We start from the raw sequence: 20739 nt of genomic DNA, 5'->3' as shown, positions 1-20739 counted from the left end.
GGAGAAGGTTTGGTGGCAAGCTGGACAAAGATAGCGCTGATGTCCATTGGGCATCCTGCCGTGTTTATGGGCTTTGCTGTGACCGCACAGAGGGCATTCCATGGCGTGAACCTTCATCCATCAGTCTCTCTACTCTATCAATCCCACATTAGATTGACGTACGACCGTCGATTTCAATGCCCAATTGCAGCGCCGCATAGAACAAATTCGAGCCATCAATAAAGATGGCCACCCGCCCTCGATTTTCCAGAACTTGCTCTGGCGTAAAGATCGGATCTCGCTCCATGTTGCTATTCATGATTGTTATGCCTCGTCGTTTAAAGAAGGAGATGGAACCCGCTCGATCGCCAGCCCATCGAAAAAGGTTTCAAAGGTTCTTAAAGAGCAAAAAGAAAGAAAAAGATCATCAAAAGCTCGGGACTTTTCAGGAGAGTTCTAGCAACTCCCTTCACGATAACCCGATCGCTCCGGTGGTCAATTCCAGTGCAATCGGTGCTCGCAAGTTACTGCGGCATTTCCAGCTTTTGGAACACAGGTTGCGGTTCCGCCAGCCCTTGCCCTGTCGGTAGGCCACCCCAATGGCCATGCCCCCCTAATTGCTCCCGCAGGGACGGATCCGCATCCACGCGATCGAAATCCACCGCAAACCCCAATTGGCCATAAATCCGGCTGCTCAGTTGAGGCACGATCGGGGACAGCCAATAGGCCGCCAACCGCACCGACTCCAACACCGCATACAGGATTGCTTCCACAGCCGCCCGATCGCCCTGTTTGAACTTGGTCCAGGGAGCCTGCTCGTCTAAGTACTTGTTGCCCGTTTGAGCCAACATCAGCACCGACTGACAGGCCTCGTGCAGCGCCATGGCCCGATAGGCCCGCCCCGCGCGATCGCCCAACGTCGTGCCCAATTGGCGCAACGGATCCGTTTCCGCCACCGTCACCGACGGCACCCGACCCTCGCAATACTTGTGGGCCATCTTGAGGGTTCGGTTCAGCAAATTTCCCAAATCATTCGCCAAGTCCGCATTCACGATATTAATAAACCGCGTTTCATTGAAGTCCCCATCGCGGCCAAACTCAATTTCCTTGAGAAAGTAGTAACGAACCGCATCGCTACCATAACGATCGATCAACGCCACCGGATCGATCGTATTCCCCAGCGTTTTGCCCATCTTTTGGCCATCTTTCGTTAAGAAGCCATGACCAAACAACCGTTGGGGAATCGGTAACCCAGCCGACATTAACATTGCTGGCCAATAAATGGCATGAAACCTCAGGATATCCTTACCAATCACGTGGGTACTGATCGGCCACCAATGCTTCAGGGCATTCTCCAGCGTCGGGGCTTCACCGGGTTCTAACAGTGCCGTCACGTAGCCCAACAGCGCATCAAACCAGACATAAAGCGTGTGCTTGGGATCATTGGGCAGCGCGAATCCCCAGTCAATATTGACCCGTGAAATGGAGAAATCTTGCAGCCCCCGTTCCACAAATGCCAACACCTCATTGCGGCGACTTTCCGGTTGAATAAACTCCGGATGGTCTCCATAAAATTGCTGCAGCGCTGTCTGATATTTGGAGAGCCGGAAAAAATAATTTTCCTCATCGCGCCACTCAGCCTGCTTGTTGGGATGCACCAGGCAATGATGATCCTCCGTTAGCTCCCGCTCTTCCTTAAACTCTTCGCAGGAAACGCAGTACCACCCCTGTTGCTTTCCAGAATAAATGTCCCCCGCAGCCCAAACGCGCTCAAAAAATTCCACCACAATGGCGCGATGCCGCTCGTCCGTTGTCCGAATGAAGCGATCGTAACGGATATTCAGCTTTTGCCAGAGATCGGCGAAACCCTGGACAATTTCATCACAGTGTTCCTGAGGGTTTTTGTTGCGTTCCTGGGCTGTCCGTTCGATTTTTTGGCCATGCTCATCGGTGCCGGTAATCATTAGCACCGGGTGCCCCTGTAACCGATAAAAACGGCCCACCGCATCCACCGCCATCGTGGTGTAGGCACTACCGATGTGGGGTAATGCGTTGACGTAATAGAGGGGGGTTGTGATCGTGAAGGGGGACGGTTGCGGGGGAGGCGGGGAACTGGTCAAATCTTCGGTGACAACCATGGATCGACAGACGAGATTAGGGGGATTTGTTAAGCGGAAAAACTGAGTATTTTTTCACAGCTTCTTAGAATACGGCCGAACCGAGCTTGCCGTCTATGGAGTACGGGGTGGGAGTCTGGGAGGATTGCAGGAATTTGGGATCCAATTTTGGGCTTCAAGTTAACCAAACCGGGGGACTGGGGCCAGTTTTACCCTAGGCGATGAGAGGGAAAAGCGGAGAGAACGATCGGGGTTTCCATAGATTTGTGCAGATTTGCGCGGAAGATGCCCCAGAAATGCCCCAGAAATGCCCCAGAGATGCCCTAAAAATGCACTCACTCTGCCGTTAACCGGTAGGGGCTGCGCATCCCGGGTTTGAAGGTTCCAACCCAAACCTCGTAGGTACCAGCCGGCCACTGGGGGGCAGTCACTTGGGCGGAAGCCGTGCCCACGGTGTCATCGCCACACAGGAGCAGCCCATTGGGGCCGCGCACGGCCAAGGTGGTGTCGTCTTGGCCGCTGTTGACGCTGAGGGTCAAGTTGGCGATCGGGGTTTGCAGAGTCAGGCGGTGATTGGGACTCAGGGAGCTGAAGCCGAGGCAATCGTGGCCCGCCTGGTCGGTCGATCGCCCCAGAACAGTGGAGGGCAAGTCATGGGAGCCGATCGCCGTGCCGGTGAGGGAACCTTTGGGGTTGCCGTTGGAAAGGGTCAAGTCCCCATCAATGGAAGTTTGGGCGATCGCGCGGGTGGCCCAGCAGCTCACCATGGCACAACCTAAGGTCAAAATCAGGGCAGGTTTCACGGTTCAAGGTCTCCAATCGCAAGCTGAATGGGTACTATTCAACCTATTCTCAGCGGTGCGACCTTGGCCCGCCGTTTCGACCTATTTTTGATCCGACTGTGGCAGTTCCACGGAGACAAAGATGCCGTTAATTTTGGGGGCGATCGGGGCGGTGGCCCTGCTGCTGTTTTTGGACTGGACTGTGGTGGGGGCTTTTGTGGCCGTTGTGCGCGGCTGGGTGGGTTGGGTGTTGCCGTTGCCCGGTTGGTTGGCGGCCGTTGGGGGATTGGCTTTTTTGGTTTGGTGTCTGAGCGAGGATTAGTGTTGAAGATTGGACACTAGACCTCTTGCATTAATCAAGACCCTCACCCTAAATCCCTCTCCCAAGTCGGGAGAGGGACTTGATCACCCGCCACAAGATCGCCGTAACCCAGCAGTTCTGGCTCCCCTTCGCCCACCTTGGGAGAAGGGGTTGGGGGATGAGGGCAACGAGCTGATTCGTGCAAGAGGTCTACTGAAAATGAGGTGTTGAGAATTGGGCACTGAAGCTTGGGCACTGAAGCTTGGGCACTGAAGCTTGGGCGCTTTTAAAACTGCAAAATCCTAATGGGGTTCGATCGCAGCGGCAACCGCCAACGGCAGTTTGGTATCGAGGGGCAATTGACCATCGATTGGGATTTCGATCGTGAAAGTGGTGCCCTGGCCCGGCTGCGATTGGCAACTGAGGCGACCACCATGCTTTTCCTGCACAATTTTGTAGCTGATGGATAGGCCTAAACCGGTTCCTTTCCCCACATCTTTGGTGGTGAAAAAGGGGTCAAAAATGCGCTGAAGCAAGCTATCGGGAATGCCCAAGGCATTATCTTGAATTTGGATTTTGACCCATCGATCGAGCGTGGTTGCCGTGAAAATCTCGATGGTAGGGATCCGCGGCTCCTGGGGAGCCAGCATCAATTCCTCTAACGCATCGATCGCGTTCGAGAGCAAATTCATGATCGCTTGGTTTAATTGCCCCGGATAGCAGGTGACCAAAGGTAGATCGCTATAGTGCTTTTTCACCACAATTTCCGATCTCCCCTTACCCGACTTCAAGCGACTGCCCAAAATCACCAAGGTATTATCAATTCCTTCATGGAGATCGGCCTGTTTATAATCCGCTTCATCCAGCCGTGCAAAATTTCTGAGAGAAGTCACAATTTTACGAATGCGTGATGCTCCCACTTCCATGGAACCCAGCAGTTGGGAAAAGTCTTCGATAATAAAATCTAACTCCTCATCATCAATAGGGCCGCTTTCGGATTCCACTTGCAAAGGCTGATCATCCCGATCGCGGTAGGTGGCCATCACAGTCAGCAGTTGATTCATGTAGAGCTTGGCGTGAACTAAATTACCGTAGATAAAATTCACAGGATTATTAATTTCATGGGCGATCCCTGCTACCAATTGCCCTAAACCTGACATTTTTTCACTCTGAACTAACTGGCTTTGGGTTTGCTTGAGTTCCAGCAGGGTTGCTTCCAAATCATCATTTTTCTGGCCCAAGTCAGCCACGACCGTTTGGATTTCCGCTGTCATGCTATTGAACGTAGCAGCCAAGGCTCCCAACTCATTGTGTTGCGAAACTTTAACCTTAGTGTGATAGTTGCCTTCTCGAATCTTTTTGGCGGCCACCGTTAATAAGGTCAAGGGCTGAATGAGCGATCGCGTGACTAACATCCCGATCGCGGTCGAGATTATCATTGAAATCAATAGCGCCCCCAACAACACCAAGCCCCACTGTCTGACGGGGGCATAAACTTCCTGCAAAGGCAGCTCCACCACCACATACCATTGGATACTGGACATATAATCCGTGACCCCAAGCACTGGTACATTCGCTAGACCTTGATAGGAGCGAACTCGGTTGGAATTGGTTCGTTTTTCCGTGGCATATTGCGTGACATTGGCGGGCGCTTTTTGCAACTGAAAACGCTGATAGGCTTCGTTGGGCGATCGAGTTTTGGCAATTAACATCCCTCGTCGATCCAGAATGTAGGTATAGCCTGTTTGACCGACTCGATTATGGGCAACAATAAAATCAAGAAATTCTAAATTAACTTGAGCCACCAGTACCCCATCCAGTTGATCTTGCTGGTTATGCACGGGAATGGCGATGGTGATTGAGGGAACTTGTGTCCTAGGATTCAGTTCCACTTGGGTAATCTGTCGAGATTGATATTGAAACACCCGTTGCACCACGGAATAATAGGGACGAGTGAGGGCAATAGCCGCCGCTTCATCACGCACGTAGGGAGCAATGGTGGTTAATAGTTTGCCCTGGCGATCGAACAGGGCAACAGACTCGTAATTATGGTTATCGCGCACCAATCCTTCAAGCATATTGTGATGTTCCCAAGGATGTAGCTCGCTGAATCCACGCACCTTGGTTAAATAGCTCAAATGGAGTTGCATATCGTCCAAATAGGTCTCAATGCGACTGACGATCGATTGGGATCGAATTTGCTGAAGCTGCAAAGTGCGATCAATATAAGACTGGTAGCTCAAACCAATGAGAGCACCCCCAATTAAAACTACGTTGCCGATCACTAAGATCACCAATCCCACCCGCATTAACATTGCCAGGGAATATTCACGAGCAAAGAAACGGCGGAAGAAGGTTGCTTTCATAGTGATGTGATGAAAAAGGGAAAAATCCCTTGAACTCGGTCTGAATTTGGTGAATGATGGTCAAGGCTTAAGGGCAACGGCCTTGAACTGAGAAGTCTTAGACCTGGATGAGTTCTTGTCGGTTAAGGTCAAGGGCCAAGCCAAAGGATTGGGGCCCGCCCACCTGCTCGATCGCCTGTCGGATAAAGCGCTCATCTACCAAATCCTGCGCAATGGCTTGGGGATCGAGGTTGCGCAGAAATTCAATTTCGCCTGTGATCAGCGTCGATTGCAGCGATCGCACCAAGGCCGTTGTATAAGACGGAAAAGGATAGGGCTGGAACGCAATGCGTTGTGATCGCCATTCCGGATGTTCAATGACCCCTTGAATTCGATAAAACTCTGAATCAGAATAGGTCAGCACACGATCCAAAACGGACACTGGATAGGGCATATAATTTCCCCCATCCCGAGAGAGTAAATAGGCTAATTCAGATCGATTAATTTGAGACCATTGTTGTGCTTGAGCAATCGCATTCACCACTCGTTGTGTCCATTGGGGATATTGCCGAACGTCCGCTTCATGCATCAACACCACACAGCAAGCATGATCTTTCCAAACATCTCCCGTGAGACGTAGCAATTTGCCTGTTTGTGTCAATTCCGCCGCTGCATTATGGGGTTCTGCCACGATATAGCCCGCGATTTTTCGAGCCTTGAGAGCTGCAATCATGTCTGGCGGCGGCAATACTTGCAACGCCACTTCCCGATCGCCCAATTTGCGAGGTTCTGTCCCATGAACTGGCTGCAATCCGTGATCTCGCAACAGAATTTGCAAAATGACATTGTGCAAGGAATACCAAGAGGGAATGGCGAGCGATCGCCCGGCTAAATCTTGAACCCGATTGATTTCCGGCAAAACCGTGATTGCAGAACCGTTGGTATGATTCCAAGCCATCACTTTGGCGGGAAATTTCAGGCCATAACGCATCCAAATGGCCGTGGGCATCAGGATATGAATCAGGTTGACCTCTCGCCTCATAAACGCTTGGGCGATCGCATCCCACGATCGATAGCGTTGAATGGGGGCAACGTCTAAATCCTCATAGGCATAAAAGCCTTTTTCCTGGGCTGCCAACAGGGGGGAAGAGTCGGTGATGGGTAAGTAACCAATTTTGAGGCGGGGTTCTTGAGTGCCCAAGGCCCGATCGAGCCATCCGGTTTGACAGCCACCCAAAGTACTGGCCAATCCTGCGGAGGTCGCGAATAAACCAGTTAAATGAAGCCACTGACGGCGGGTTAATGGTTGAGTCCAAGAATCAGGAATGGTCATGGGAATGGACAAATTTGAAGGGAAAGCAAAGACGATGCGATCGAATCAAGCCATCGGGGCCAATGGCTCAGAAGTCTTGCTAAGAACTATGGTTAAGCAATGGGACTGAGCAATGGGGTTAAGCAATGGGACCGAGCAATAAGGCTCAGAGATGCGGCTGAGAAATAGGGTTAAAAATCCCATTAACTTCACTCTGAAAACTGATCCTCCGGCAAAGTTGTCTAGCCTCGTAACCATTATCGCTTTCCAAACCCTATGATTCGAGGCGAGATCTCAACGCTCCCTAGTCACTTCCCAAATAATTCCCCAAAAATGGGTCAAGGAATGCTAATCACCGTGGCAGGCGCAGAATGCTAATGACGGGTGTTGATGTTCATTCTTGAGGCTCAGGGCTGATATCTGAATAGGTGCTCAGGAAATGATTAAAAAGTCAATGAGCAACAGGTTGGATATTAGGTGCGATATTGGGTGCGATATCAGACCTAGTATCCATACTGACCTGTGAACTGGAAGATGGACTGAAATGTCGTAAATTTGCAATATACAGGGCTAAAATCAGGAAATTTTTCAGGCTGATAAAAGTTGGCTGAGATTTTCGATGGACAGGTGAAATCGTCAAGATCGGCGGCTCTCAAATCATCAAGCCCCAAAAAGTGGATGGGTGCTCCATGAATCGAGATCCAAAATGGTGCTCGCGAGATCTCCCGGCGGGTATTGGTCGATGCGCCTTGGTTGAAAGACCAGCTCGACTTGTATGTTTGTTAGTATTCTTGAGCGCTTACTCGCAAAACAGTATCGAGTTTGATTTTGAGCTTGTCGCCTTCCCAACTCCCAGTTTCCTGGTCTTCGGCTGACCTTGACCCGCAGCCAGCGGCCCTGGCCAGGGTGGCTGAGTTGCGATCGGCCCTGCGCCAGCAACCGATCGGGCCAGAAGCAGCGGTGTGTTATGGCCAACTGGGAGCAGCACTGGCAATGTTGGGGCGACGAGTGCCGGCCCTTTGGGCGTTTTTGCATCAGGCCCTTTGTGCCGGTTGGGAAGACGCGGACTTGGCCTACCAGGAATATCACCTGCTGCCAACCTGCGCGATCGAGCAGCAAGCCCATGCCCATCACCAACTGGCCCTGTGGCTGCGCGATCAGGACTGTTGGTTGGGGGCCCGCCTGGCCTTGGAGGAGGCGATTGCCCTGGATCACAATTCCCTGACGGCTTGGACGGCCCTGGGCGATTGGTGGCGAGACTGTCCCGACCCAGCCTTGGAACCGGAGCGGGTCGATCGGGCCCTGGCCGCCTATCTTCAGGCCTTGTATCGCAACCCCACCTACCGCCGACCCTACGATCACCTGTTTCGGTTGCTCCAACGGGCTGGCCGTTTTGAGGATGCCCTGTCCTGTGGGCGCAAGTGGGTTCCGCGCTCCCTGGTGCTGGCCGATCGGCAGCAAGCGCCCCAGGAATTGCCCGCCGCCACCTTGGACTATTGCCCGATCGACCCGGCCGATCGGGTGCAGCTCAGGGCCTCCCGATCGCCCCTCGGAGAGCCGCCCCATCCCGACCTTTGCGCCACTGAATACGAAGTTGATCCCACCTTTGTGGTCACCCTGCCCCAGGGCCGAGCCTGGACGGATCATTACACCAGCGCCATTTTTACCGAAACGGGCGCATTGGTTCAGGAACTCTCCCTCGGGAGCGTGGAGTTGGTGGCCCTGTCGGAGCAATTGCCGCCGCCGCGCCGGGTGGCGGGAACCGTGGCCCTGTTGTCGGTGGCCGGGGGGTCAATGTTTTGTCACTGGTTGCTGAATCTCCTGTCGCGGTTGCGGCTGTTGGCCGATGCGGGCTGGACGTTGGATCAGTTTGACTATGTGGCGGTAAATGAACAGGAATATCGCTACCAAACGGAAACCCTGGAACTGTTGGGCATTCCGCCCCAAAAGCTGATTATTAGCAATCCAGACGATCGCCATATTGTGGCCGATCGGTTGGTGGTGCCCTCTCGGGTCGATCGGGCCGCGCCTTGGATTTGCGACACCCTGCGGCAACTGTTTTTGCGACCTGCCATTATCCAGTCCGTGGCCCCGCACGATCGGCTCTATATCAGTCGTGATTGGGCCAAATATCGCCGCGTCGTGGACGATCGCCAACTCAGTGATTGGCTGGTGCGTCAGCATGGATTCAAAATCGTGCTGCTGGAAAGTCTGTCCTTTGCCCAACAGGTTTCCCTTTTGGCCCAAGCCAAGGTGGTAGTTGCGCCCCACGGAGCCGGCCTCACCAATCTGGTTTTTTGCCAACCGGGCACGATCGTCCTGGAACTGTTTTCACCGCGCTATGTGCCCAGCTACTTTTGGGAAATTGCCGACCTGATTGGCCTAGCGCACTATCACCTGGTGGGTGAACCCCTAGATCACTATCCCGATCCGGAGGCGATTTTGAACTATCGCTTCTCGGATCCCGGGGCTGATGGGATTTGGATTCCGTTCGATCGCTTCCAAACGGCCGTCAATCACCTGTTGACCGAGGGTTAACCCAGAGCGCCAATCCAGCGCCAACCTAGAACTGCTCGATCGCCCCAATCTCCCGCCGTTCTGCCGCCTTTCCCATCCTTCCTCCGCAAGCCTGCCCCCCCGATCGGGTGCATCCGGTTGTTGACTGCGACACTTTTTGAAAGTCATTTGCATTTAAAATAAATGCCAACTTTTGAAACTGCTAGCAATTCCTAATAATTCCATTCCTAAATTTCACCAAAAATCACTTATCTGACATGGCTCCTGGCATCTCTGACGGTGACTGGCGGGACTTGTGGCAAGCCAGCCGCCAGATGGCCCACCCCTTCAATTCCCAAGATTCCCCCGATTTCCAAGATTCTCCCGATTCCACCGATCCATTGACCCTACTAATCACGCCTGCGATGCAAGTGGTGCTGCAACAGATGCTCCATTGCCCCCACCACGGCGCGATGAGGCAGATGTATTTGGAAAGTAAGTTTGTGGAACTGTTGACCCTGTGGTTAGCTCAAGCGGAAGACCAAGGGGGAGCCGATCGACCCATCGCCGATCGCTCCCTGCCCCTGAAGGGATCTGACCTCGATCGGATCTATCAAGCGCGGGATATTTTGCTGCAACGGTTCCAGACTCCCCCGTCCTTGACGGATTTGGCGCGACAGGTGGGGCTAAATGACTGCACCCTGAAGCGGCAGTTTAAGCAGGTGTTTGGCAAAACCGTCTTTGGCTATTTACACGATTACCGCATGGAGCAAGCCCGCCGTTGGTTGCTTGATCGCCAGTGGTCTGTGACGGAAGTGGCCCGGCGAGTGGGCTACACCAACCTTTGCGCTTTCAGTACGGCATTTCGCAAAAAATTTGGCCTCAGTCCCCGATCGTTCCAGCGACAAGGCTGAAACTGATGGCCGGCCGAGGGTCAAGGGGCGAGCAAGGGACTGCCGCGCGATCGCCCCTTGACCCCAATTTCACTAAAAATTCCGTTTCGCCAAAGAAAAATTCCGTTTCAGCAAACTTTAGTCCCCCGTTCTGAGGTCGCAGCACCGTAAGATCATCTCGCCAATTAATTGAAAGTAGTTCTCAACTGAGAGGTTCGGCGGTGGCGCTCCACCGTCACGCTGGCTGGCGCGAGGGAATTGGTGCGGCTCGTGGACTGAAATTTGATGACTGGCAAACCCATGACCAAGGGCGCTTGAACAGTGGAAACGTCAGCTCAGAATAAAAAACGTCTGAAACATCAAGCTTGATCCATTTGCCTCCAGCCGCCGTAACCAGTAAGAAACTTGAACCCTTTGTTTTCATTGCTGTTTCGGTTTGACAAGCATCTCAGAATAAATTTTTGAAAAATCTCCTTGAAAATCAAAAATGAACCATTCATTGATGAGCATTAAGTGAGCATTTATTGGCATTTTTTGCAAAATTTGCAAGCAATTCGTTAATCAGGTGGGTGAAGGAACGATGCAAAAATTGGGTGAAATTTTGGTGGCGGCGGGAGCAGTTGCGGTTCCCCTCACATTGTTTTCAGTATTAGCGATCGCTCTGATCGTGGAGCGTGTAGTGTTTTGGTTTCGGGTGAATCGCCGACAAACCAAAGCGATTCGGGAAGTGCTGGATCTCTATGAATTTGATCCACTGTTGGCGGTAGAAAAACTCAAGCGAAATTTGGATTTACCCCTGGGGCGCATTTTCCTGGCGGCGGCTTCCTTGGATGAGGCGGAACCCGATGAAATTGCTCTGGCGATCGATGGGGCAACCCAAGCGGAAATTCCGGTTTTAAAGCGCTTTAACAACATTTTTGACACGATCATTACCCTGTCACCGTTGTTGGGATTGTTGGGGACGGTGTTGGGCTTGATTCAATCCTTCAGCTCCCTGAATTTGGGTGATGTGGGCGGTGCAAAAACCACCGCAGTCACCTCGGGAATCAGCGAAGCCTTGGTTTCTACGGCGTTTGGTTTGGTGGTGGCGCTGTTTACCCTGTTTTTTGCCAATACGTTCCGAGGCTTTTATCTGCGACAGATTGCCCTGATTCAGGAATATTCAGCGGAACTGGAATTGCGGCATCGGCGCTACTTGAAAAAGATGCAAACCAAACAGACGGGAGGAGCAACCTATGCGCAGGCGAACCATTGATGAACCGGACTTGCCGCCTCGGATTGAAATTGTGCCGATGATCGATGTGATCTTTGCAATTTTGACCTTTTTTATTATGTCTACGCTCTTTTTGGGGCGGTTTGAAGGGTTGGCGGTGAATTTACCGAAAGCCCAATCAGCCAAGCCCCAAAAGGTAATTCGGGCCACAGTTACCCTCGATCCGCAGGGCGGTTTATTTCTGAACAAAAATCCCGTGGCGATCGAGTCTTTAAGCACAGCCATTCGAGGGCTTCAGCAGTCGGGACAGGATTTAACGATCGTTCTGAATGCGGATGGTTCTGTGACGCACGATCGCGTGGTGGCGGTCATGGATCAAGTGCGCCAAGTGGAGGGGGCCAAACTGGCGATTGCCACCCAAAAACCCACCCAGCCCTAAGGAATTGCTCACCTGTTTTTGCCCGATAGCTTGATGGTTTAAATCTGCCTATGGACAGCTTGCAACTGATTGGTCAGCAGCGCCAAAAGGAATCTCGGTGGCTGAAACGGTTTCTGTTTGGCAGCGTTTGCGGGTCGATCGCCCTGCATGGGTTGGCCTGGGGGTGGCAGGTGCGGGATTGGTGGAGCGATCGCCCGGCAACCACCGATAGCGAAATGGAAGTGACCATTTCCAACGTCACGCCCGATCGCCCGTCGGAACCCCTGGCCACGCCTCCTCCGACTGACCCCGTGACCAAGCCGCAGCGCGATCGGGTTCCGTTGGCTCCCCAGAGTCAGGCTCCCTTGAAAGCGGGCGAAGACGCGCCCACCCGCAACCCCAATCCCACGGGCGATCGCGACCCGATCGCCCCGGGCACCAGCCCCACGGGAGATGCGCCGGCCATGGCCACAGGTACTGGCCCGATTAGCGATCCCAACGGCACAGGGGACGGGTTCGGCAATGCCAGCCAAGCCACCGGATTCACCTCGGGCGCACCGGATGGCGATCCCGAGGGCACGGGATCGAGCGATGGGGAACCGGCCGGCACGCTGGAGGGGCCGCCCGTGACCAGCCCGCCGCCGAGTCCGTCGCCCGCCCCCGCGCGATCGCCCGGCCAGCCCCAATGCGTGAGTTGTCCCCTACCGCGCTATCGGGGCACGGAAGCCAGCCCCCGTGTGGATCTGCGGATTCGTCCCGATGGCAGCGTGGAGGTGCGGTTGCGCCAATCCAGCGGCAACCCAGCGGTCGATCGCGAAACCCTAGAAGCGATGCGGCAATGGCGCTTTGACCCGCAAACCGTGCCGGAAGGTGGCCTGCGCCGCCCCATGCGCGTCACCTACGAAGAGGAGGGATCGCGGTTCCAGCGGGCCAACGAAGCCCGTCGCCGCGAAGAAGTGGAGCGTCGTCAGGCTGCGGAACAGGCGGAACGGCAACGGGCCGCCGATCGCCCCACAGAACAGCCTGCATCCACGGCCGATCGCCCCACGGAGCGGCCTACCGAACGGGCTCCAGAACGTACGGCGGAACAACCGGCCAGCCCCGCACCCGCAGCCTCTTCCCCAGCAGCAGTCCCCGCTGCCCCGGCTCCCACCGATCGGGAACCGCGCCCCAGCCGCTCCACTGCGCCCAGCAGCACCAGCGATCCGAGTCCTAGCCGGCCGGTGGCTCCGGAACCGGCCCGCCCCGCAGTGGTGGCCCCCGCCCGATCGCCCGTGGCCCCAGCGGAGCCGCCGGCCCGCAGTCCCGCCGCCGAGGCCCCGGCCGCGCCGGCCCGCCGCAGTCCGCGCCCGACCCGATCGCCCCGGCCCCGGCGATCGCCCCGGCCCACACAGGCGGCCCCAGCTCCTCAGCCTGCTCCGGCCGCCCCGGTTGCTCCCATTGCTCCGGAGCCTGCCCCCGCCAGTAGCCCCGCCGATTAGCGCGATCGAATACTGCTGATTTCCCGTCCCGGATCCACCGTTGCCTTGGCGTGATCCCCGATCGCGCTGGGCAGAATTCGGGTGCGATCGTGCTGGCTCAAGGGTTTGCCCGTTTTGAGTTTGTTGATTTTTGAACTTGCTGTTTTGAGTTTGTTTTAGGAAACCCCCATGAACTCCGCATCTCCCCTCTCCCTGTCGGTTTTGTTGGTGGCGATCGGGGCGCTGGCTGCTCCCGCCGGGGCTGAGTCAGTGCCGCTGGAGCCGCTCGATCGATTCCGCAGCAACGCCCCCGCCACGTCGGTGGAGTCCTGGCTGGCCCAAGTCGATCGCCCGGCCACCGTCACCCGCGTGGTAGTCACGCCCCTACCCGACGAGTTGGAAATTGCCCTGGAAACCCCAGCCGGTCAGTCGTTGCTGATTGATGCGAATCAGTTTCGGGCCGAGGGTAACCAACTGATCGCCGAGATCAGCAACGCCACTCTGGCGCTACCGGAGGGGGCAGAGTTCACCCAAGCCGACCCCACCGCTGAAGTGGCTTCAGTGCGGGTTTGGCAGATTGCGCCCGATCGAATCCAAGTGGTGGTGACGGGTCGTAACGGCTTGCCCACCCAGGACGTGACCTTGGCCACGGGTGACCTGGCCTACAGCCTGAACGTGGATGCTGATGTGCCCGAAGAAGAATTGGTGGTGACGGGGCAGGGATTGCCCAGTTACCGAGTTCCCAACGCCTCCAGCGCCACCGGCACAGACACCCCAATTTTGGAAACGCCTTTCTCGGTGCAGGTGATTCCCCAAGCGGTTCTGCGCGATCAGCAAGTGATCAACATCGAAGACGCGTTGAACAATGTGAGTGGCGTGGCTTTTGCCGGGAGTAATGGCAGCCGGGAAGCCAGTTTCAGCATTCGCGGATTCGGCAATCAATTTTCCACTGGGGCCCCGGTGTTGCGAGATGGGTATCGCATGTATGGGGGCTTTCAAGCCATTCCGGAAGTTGCCAACCTGGAACAAATTGAAGTGTTGAAGGGACCGTCTTCAATTCTGTATGGACAAATTGAACCGGGCGGCATCATTAACCTGGTTTCCAAGCAACCGCTTGATCAACCTTTTTATGAAGCAGAATTCCAGGCTGGTAGTGATGCTTTAGTGCGCCCCCGCATTGATTTCAGCGGACCCTTAACCAGTGATGGCAGTCTGCGCTATCGACTGAATGCTCTTTATCAACATCAATCACCTTTTCGGGACTTTGACACTGATATTAATCGATTCGCGATCGCGCCGGTTTTAGCTTGGCGAATCAGCGATCAGACTGACTTATCTTTCAATCTGGAATATATCCACCAAAAGGGGCCAGCAGACTTTGGCATTAGCCGCTTTGGGGATGGTGTTGCTCCCGTTTCTCGGGAATTTGTGATCAACAACCCCGATGATTCAATTACTACTGAATACTTGAATACCGGTTATCAATTTGAGCACCGCTTTAGTGACAATTGGAAAATTCGCAATGGTTTCCGCTACATCAACTACACCTATGACTACAGTGTTATCGCCTTGCCGATCATCGTGAATGATGCGGAGATCACTCGCTTTTATGCTGATCAAGATGGGGATGACCGCTCTTATACCGCGCAAACTAGTGTTATTGGGAACTTCAAAACTGGTTCCCTAGAACACCAAGCAACAATCGGTCTCGATCTCAACTATAGCGAGTTCGCGATCGAGACTTTGTTTGATACGGCTAATCCGAGCACGATCAACATTTTCAATCCGGAATATGAGCAAGTGCCCAAGCCCGATCGCTCGGATTTGCCGCTCTTTCAAGATGATGTCACAACCACCACTCGCCTAGGAATTTACCTGCAAGATCAGATCAAGCTAACCAATAACTTGATGATTATTGCCGGGTTGCGCTACGACACGATCGATAGCAAAACCGATCAAAAATTGACCGATGAAAGCAGCAGTTTCAACGCGGATGCTTGGACACCACGCTTCGGGATTTTATATCAGCCAATTCCTGAATTAGCCCTCTTTGCTAGCTATTCCCAGTCCTTTCGTCCCACGACGGCCACCAGTTCCAGTGGTGCAATTTTGCCCCCGGAAGAGGGCGAAGGATTTGAAGTGGGTGTGAAGGCCGAATTGTTCGATCGCCGCCTGCTTGCTACCCTCACTTACTTCGACATTGCCAAGCAAAACGTTGCGGTTTCAGATCCCGAAAATCCCCTCTTTTCTGTTGCTTCCGGTGAACAACGCAACCGAGGAATTGAGCTGGATCTGATCGGGGAACCATTACCCGGCTGGAAAATTTTGGGTTCCTATGCCTACATTGATGGCGAAGTTACTGAAGATACCAATGAGTCCTTAATTGGTAATCGGCCGGCTGGTTTGGCAAAGCATAAAGCTACTCTCTGGACAAGCTATGAAATTCAGTCCGGTTCCTTCAAAGGATTGGGCTTTGGGGTGGGCTTTGAATATGCGAGCGATCGCTATGGAAACCTAGCTAATGACTATCGATTGGGTGACTACCTGATTGGCAATGCAGCCATTTTTTACCAAAGAGATAACTATCGCTTTGCTTTGAATTTCCGAAACTTCACCGACGAAAACTATATCAAAGGAGCCACTGGAAATGAGGGTGGTATTGAAGTGGGCTCACCCTTCACAGTCACAGGATCAGCTTCAATTCGGTTCTAAATTATGTGGGGAATTATTTCAATCATTGTGTTGAAATAACTCTCTGCTTGATTGAGGTCAATTTGCAAACAATCACCCTTAATTGCTAATTGGATTCCTTTAGGAAACGTCCCATGAACCCCGCATCTCCTCTGTCTTTGTCGGTTTTGTTGGTAGCGATCGGGGCGCTGGCTGCTCCCGCTGGGGCTGAATCAGTGCCACCGGAGCCACTCGATCGATTCCGCAGCAACGCTCCCGCCACTTCGGTGGAGTCCTGGCTGGCCCAAGCCGATCGCCCGGCCACCGTCACCCGGGTGGTAGTCACGCCCCTGCCCGACGAGCTGGAAATTGCCTTGGAAACCCCGGCCGGTCAGTCCTTGTTGATTGATGCGAACCAGTTCCGGGCTGAGGGCAACCAACTGATCGCCGAGATCAGCAACGCCAGCTTGGCGCTACCGGCGGGCGCGGAGTTCAACCAAGCTGACCCCACCGCTGAAGTGTCTGCGGTGCGGGTTTGGCAGATTGCGCCCGATCGAATCCAAGTGGTGGTGACGGGTCGTAATGGTTTGCCCACCCAGGACGTGACCTTGGCTACGGGTGATTTGGCCTACAGCCTGAACGTGGATGCCAATGCACCCGAAGAAGAATTGGTGGTGACGGGGCAGCGATCGCCCAGTTACCGGGTTCCCAATGCCTCCAGCGCCACCGGCACAGACACCCCCATTCTGGAAACGCCTTTCTCAGTGCAGGTAATTCCCCAAGCCGTCCTGCGCGATCAGCAGGTGATCAACATCGAAGACGCGCTCACCAATGTCAGTGGCGTGTCCTATGCCGGGAGCAACAGCAGCCGGGAAGCGACGGTTAGCATTCGCGGATTTGGTAACCAATATCCCGCCACCGTATCGGTTTTGCGCGACGGCTATCGGCTTTATGGTTCTTTTCAAGCCATTCCGGAAGTGGCCAACCTTGAGCAAATTGAAGTGTTGAAGGGACCCGCTTCGATTTTGTATGGGCAAATTGAGCCGGGCGGCATTATCAACCTGGTTTCTAAGCAACCTTTAGCTGAGCCTTTTTACGAAGTTGAACTGCAAGGCGGTACTAATGAGTTGGTGCGTCCTCGGATCGACTTTGGGGGGCCTCTGACTGCTGATGGCAGCTTGCGCTATCGGCTCAACAGTTCCTATCTCCATCAAGCGCCTTTCCGCGACTTTGAAACCGACACCAATCGCTTTTCGATCGCGCCCGCTCTGGCTTGGAAAATTAGTGACCAAACAGACTTATCGCTCAACCTGGAATACATTCACCAAAAAGCACCGTCTGATTTTGGTCTGAGCCGATTTGAAGATGGGGTTGCGCCAGTCGATCGCGAGTTGATTATTACGGATCCTGAGGACTCGATTACAACAGACTACTTCAGTACCGGTTATCAATTCGAGCATCGCTTTAGCGATAACTGGAAAATTCGCAATGGCTTCCGCTATATCAGCTATGACTATGACTACAGCGTGGTGGCGCTGCCGCTGACTGCTAGCGGCCCTAGGGTCACTCGTTTCTATGCTGATCAAGATGGTGAGGATAAATCCTACACCTTGCAAACCAGTCTTGTGGGTAATTTCAAAACAGGATCGATCGCCCACCAAGCCACCATTGGTCTTGATCTGAATCGGAGTGAATCGCGAATTGTCACGCTGTTTGATCGCTCAAAACCGTCAATTATCAACATTTTTGACCGCAATTATGATGCGGTGGTTCGTCCCGATCGCTCCTCATTGCCACCGTTTAATGATGACCTGACCACGGCCAATCGTCTCGGATTTTATCTTCAAGACCAGATTAACCTCACCGATAATCTGATCGTGGTGGCTGGTCTGCGCTATGACACGATCGGCATTGAAACAGAAGATCAATTGGGTCGCCGAGAGGGCAACAATACCGAACTCAACTCTTGGACACCTCGCCTCGGAATTCTGTATCGTCCCATTCCCGAACTATCACTATTTGCCAACTATTCCCAGTCATTTCGCCCCACAACTTCGACTGGCGCGGATGGTTCAATCTTGAAGCCCGAAGAAGGTGAAGGATTTGAAGTGGGCGTGAAGACTGAATTGTTCGATCGCCGCCTCCTGGCCACCCTCACATACTTCGATATCACCAAGCAAAATGTGCCGGTGACTGATCCAGATAATCTCCTGTTTTCGATTTCTTCAGGAGAGCAACGCAATCGCGGCATTGAGTTTGACTTGATTGGTGAACTGTTGCCCGGTTGGAAGATTTTGGGATCCTACGCCTATATCGACAGCGAAGTGACTGAGGATACGAATGAGTCTCTGATTGGGAATCGACTGTATGGCATTCCTGAGCACAAAGCCACCCTTTGGACAACCTATGAAATTCAGTCTGGTTCTCTCAAGGGATTGGGCTTTGGGGTGGGTTTTGAATATGCGAGCGATCGCTACGGCAACCTCGCCAACGACTACAAAATTGGGGACTATTTCATCGGCAATGCTGCCATTTTCTATCAGCGAGATAACTACCGTTTCGCCTTGAACTTCCGGAATTTCACCGATGAAACCTACATCAAATCCACAGTAGGAAGCAACACCGGTCTAGAAGTGGGCACACCTTTCACGGTCACTGGATCGGCTTCCATCCGGTTCTAGTTTTGGGTCTCAACTTTGGGGTTGATTGCCATTGTGCAATCTCCCCTTGTTCTGTCTCAACCCATGCTTGAACCCACAGTTCAACCACAACACAAACCATTCTTCAAACCCAACCAGGATCATGCATAAAACCTACGCGATCGCCCTGCTGAGTCTGAGTTTGATCACCGCTTGCCAATCGGGATCAGCCAACCAATCCACAGCCAGCAATAACGCACCAGTAACCACCCCCAGCAGCAGCCCGATCGCCCCGGCTGATCCGAGTGCCAAGCATTTTGATGAAGCCCTTTATGCTTTGGCTTATCCCGAAGTGAACGAGCAAGTAAAAGCTGGCAAGTTTGCATCCCCACTCGCCCACTATCAAGCGGTTGGACAGTCTGGAAAAGATGCCAATGGCGAGGCGATCGCGGGCTTTTTTATGGGCACAGGCGGCAACGATACCATTTCCGGATTTGGGCATCACCCTCATATCTCAGGGGTGGCATTTGAGATTGTGGCTGACAAGGGCGGTGAGTTGCCGATTCGCCCCAAAACTTTGGGCCAAGGGGAGGTCGATCGCCTGGTCGGTCAACCCGGTTCTGAAGATGAATTTATTGTGGGCAGTTTGATCACCCCGGCTAATCCCAAGTCTGCGCCTTTTTATGTGGGTAAGGGTGATGCAGACTATGCCCAAATTGATAATTTCAAACCCGGCGAGGACACAATTTTACTTGCAGGGAAGCCAGAAGATTACAGCCTGCAACCCCAGGATAAAACCCTGCGAATTTCAACTAAAAGCGGTGATTTGGTGGCGATCGTGCAAGGGGTCGATCGCCTCACGGTAGGCGATGTCGTGGCCGATTACGGCATTTTCATCCTCAAGTAGATTTTCAAAATTGGTTTTTCAACTGGATTGGAATCCGAGAGGACTATGCAAGCTCGCCAGATTCGATCGATCCTGTTTCCGCTGCATCGCTACTTGGGCTTAGTTGTTGGGTTGATTCTGATCGTTGTGGGGGTGACGGGGAGCCTGTTGGTGTTTTCCCATGAGTTGCAAGATCGGCTGGTCGTTGAAAAATTCGGCGCGATCGCCCCCCAATCAACCCTCGTCAGCATTGACCAAGTGTCCAACGCTGCCCAAGCCTTTGCCCAACAGTTACCGGGCTCCAGCATTAATGGCATTTTGTTTCCCCAACATCCCGGTCAACCTTACCAAGTTCGTCTCTGGAAAGGTGATCAACTGATCCAGCTTTTTATCCATCCTCATAGCGGAAAGGTGCTAGGAACCCTCTCAGAGCAAGATAGCTGGATGAACTGGATTTTGCGACTGCATTATCAGTTGCTGTCCGGCACAACGGGGCTAATTATTGTTGGTATTTCAGGGTTTTTCATGACCATTTTGGGGATTACTGGCATTGCACTTTGGCCCGGTTGGCGACGGTTGGCAGCGGGTTTCAAAATTAAGTGGGATGCGCACCCGAAGCGACTGAATTTTGATCTTCACAAGGTTGTGGGTATCATTGCTGCTGTTTTTTTAGTGCTGACCGGATTCACGGGGTTTTGCTGGAATTTCTATGCCCAATCAACGGCGGTGATCAAAGCGATTACCTTCACCCCTGCGGAGCCGGTTTGGCAATCCAAGGTGTTGCCCAATCAAAAATCCTTGCCTTTGTCGGAACTGTTGGCGCGATCGAACCAAGCATTACCCGGAGCTGCCACAACGTTTATCGCACTGCCCAGAACGCCGGATGGGGTGGTGCGGATTGGCAAGCGTCAAGCCCACGAACCCAGTTCCTACGGCCAAAGCAATGTGATTCTGGATGCCTACAGCGGTCAGGTGCTGCGGGTGAATGACAGTCGGCAGGCGGCCTTGGGCGATCGAATCTTGAACAGCTTCGGGCCGCTGCACTTTGGTACGTTTGGTGGTTTGTGGACGCGCTGGCTCTATGTGCTGGTGGGCCTGTCCCCGATCGCCCTGTTTTGGACGGGCGTGAAGATGTGGCAACATCGCAAGCGATCGCCCGCTATGGCAATCCTCCCAAGCGATCGCCCTAGCCCTTGACCCCCATCCACCGCCCCGATCGCCTCCTTTG

15 protein-coding genes and 1 pseudogene are annotated in these 20739 nt (G+C 53.6%); 10 read left to right on the top strand and 6 right to left on the bottom strand.

Translation table 11 applies throughout. The features are described from left to right. From H6G52_RS05325 to H6G52_RS05310, 4 genes and pseudogenes are all read right to left on the bottom strand, one after another. On the bottom strand, positions 1-102 hold a 102-nt coding region (locus H6G52_RS05325), incomplete at its 3' end, for an IS1 family transposase (protein WP_190526908.1). A 64-nt stretch (positions 103-166) separates the two neighbouring features. After that, positions 167-298, bottom strand: a pseudogene (locus tag H6G52_RS05320) (NYN domain-containing protein); the annotation flags it as partial. 205 nt (positions 299-503) lie between these two features. Beyond that, positions 504-2117 (bottom strand): methionine--tRNA ligase, encoded by a 1614-nt coding sequence (gene metG / locus H6G52_RS05315; RefSeq protein ID WP_190355841.1) that lies wholly within the window; start codon positions 2115-2117, stop codon positions 504-506. Positions 2118-2431: 314 nt separating this feature from the next. Continuing rightward, a complete protein-coding gene (locus H6G52_RS05310; protein ID WP_099535313.1) occupies positions 2432-2899 on the bottom strand; it encodes a hypothetical protein in 468 nt (155 codons plus the stop codon). Positions 2900-3020: 121 nt separating this feature from the next. Between H6G52_RS05310 and H6G52_RS05305 the strand changes: the two genes are divergently transcribed. After that, the gene (locus tag H6G52_RS05305; protein ID WP_190355843.1) at positions 3021-3200 is read left to right on the top strand and encodes a hypothetical protein; all 180 of its coding nucleotides are present in this window, start codon (positions 3021-3023) and stop codon (positions 3198-3200) included. Positions 3201-3481: 281 nt separating this feature from the next. Here the strand turns inward: H6G52_RS05305 and H6G52_RS05300 are convergent, their stop codons facing one another. Beyond that, positions 3482-5545, bottom strand: a complete 2064-nt coding sequence (locus H6G52_RS05300) for an ATP-binding protein (protein ID WP_190526906.1) — start codon at positions 5543-5545, stop codon at positions 3482-3484. 97 nt (positions 5546-5642) lie between these two features. Continuing rightward, the gene (locus H6G52_RS05295) at positions 5643-6857 is read right to left on the bottom strand and encodes an ABC transporter substrate-binding protein (protein ID WP_190526905.1); all 1215 of its coding nucleotides are present in this window, start codon (positions 6855-6857) and stop codon (positions 5643-5645) included. A gap of 813 nt (positions 6858-7670) precedes the next feature. Between H6G52_RS05295 and H6G52_RS05290 the strand changes: the two genes are divergently transcribed. From H6G52_RS05290 to H6G52_RS05250, 9 genes are all read left to right on the top strand, one after another. Next, positions 7671-9374, top strand: a complete 1704-nt coding sequence (locus H6G52_RS05290; protein ID WP_190526903.1) for a glycosyltransferase family 61 protein — start codon at positions 7671-7673, stop codon at positions 9372-9374. 236 nt (positions 9375-9610) lie between these two features. Next, positions 9611-10246, top strand: a complete 636-nt coding sequence (locus H6G52_RS05285; RefSeq protein WP_190526901.1) for an AraC family transcriptional regulator — start codon at positions 9611-9613, stop codon at positions 10244-10246. 559 nt (positions 10247-10805) lie between these two features. After that, positions 10806-11480: a MotA/TolQ/ExbB proton channel family protein gene (locus H6G52_RS05280; RefSeq protein WP_190526898.1), complete on the top strand. Its 675-nt coding sequence runs from the start codon at positions 10806-10808 to the stop codon at positions 11478-11480. Next, positions 11461-11877 carry a biopolymer transporter ExbD gene (locus H6G52_RS05275; protein WP_190526896.1) on the top strand — a complete coding sequence of 139 codons (417 nt, stop codon included), beginning with the start codon at positions 11461-11463 and terminating at the stop codon, positions 11875-11877. Before H6G52_RS05280 ends, H6G52_RS05275 begins: the two co-directional genes overlap by 20 nt. A 50-nt stretch (positions 11878-11927) precedes the next feature. Beyond that, the gene (locus H6G52_RS18900; protein WP_190526895.1) at positions 11928-13337 is read left to right on the top strand and encodes an energy transducer TonB; all 1410 of its coding nucleotides are present in this window, start codon (positions 11928-11930) and stop codon (positions 13335-13337) included. A gap of 168 nt (positions 13338-13505) precedes the next feature. After that, on the top strand, positions 13506-16028 hold the full coding sequence (locus H6G52_RS05265) for a TonB-dependent siderophore receptor (protein ID WP_190526893.1): 2523 nt from the start codon (positions 13506-13508) through the stop codon (positions 16026-16028). 113 nt (positions 16029-16141) lie between these two features. Next, positions 16142-18667 carry a TonB-dependent siderophore receptor gene (locus H6G52_RS05260; RefSeq protein ID WP_190526891.1) on the top strand — a complete coding sequence of 842 codons (2526 nt, stop codon included), beginning with the start codon at positions 16142-16144 and terminating at the stop codon, positions 18665-18667. A gap of 121 nt (positions 18668-18788) precedes the next feature. Continuing rightward, on the top strand, positions 18789-19532 hold the full coding sequence (locus H6G52_RS05255) for a hypothetical protein (protein ID WP_190526889.1): 744 nt from the start codon (positions 18789-18791) through the stop codon (positions 19530-19532). A gap of 45 nt (positions 19533-19577) precedes the next feature. After that, positions 19578-20708, top strand: a complete 1131-nt coding sequence (locus tag H6G52_RS05250) for a PepSY domain-containing protein (protein ID WP_190526887.1) — start codon at positions 19578-19580, stop codon at positions 20706-20708. Positions 20709-20739: the final 31 nt, after the last annotated feature.

This window comes from Limnothrix sp. FACHB-881 (genome assembly GCF_014698135.1).
In the GTDB taxonomy this organism is placed as follows: Bacteria; Cyanobacteriota; Cyanobacteriia; order CACIAM-69d; family CACIAM-69d; genus CACIAM-69d.
Note: the sequence above shows the minus strand (reverse complement) of the source record. Positions and strands in the feature narration are given on the sequence as shown.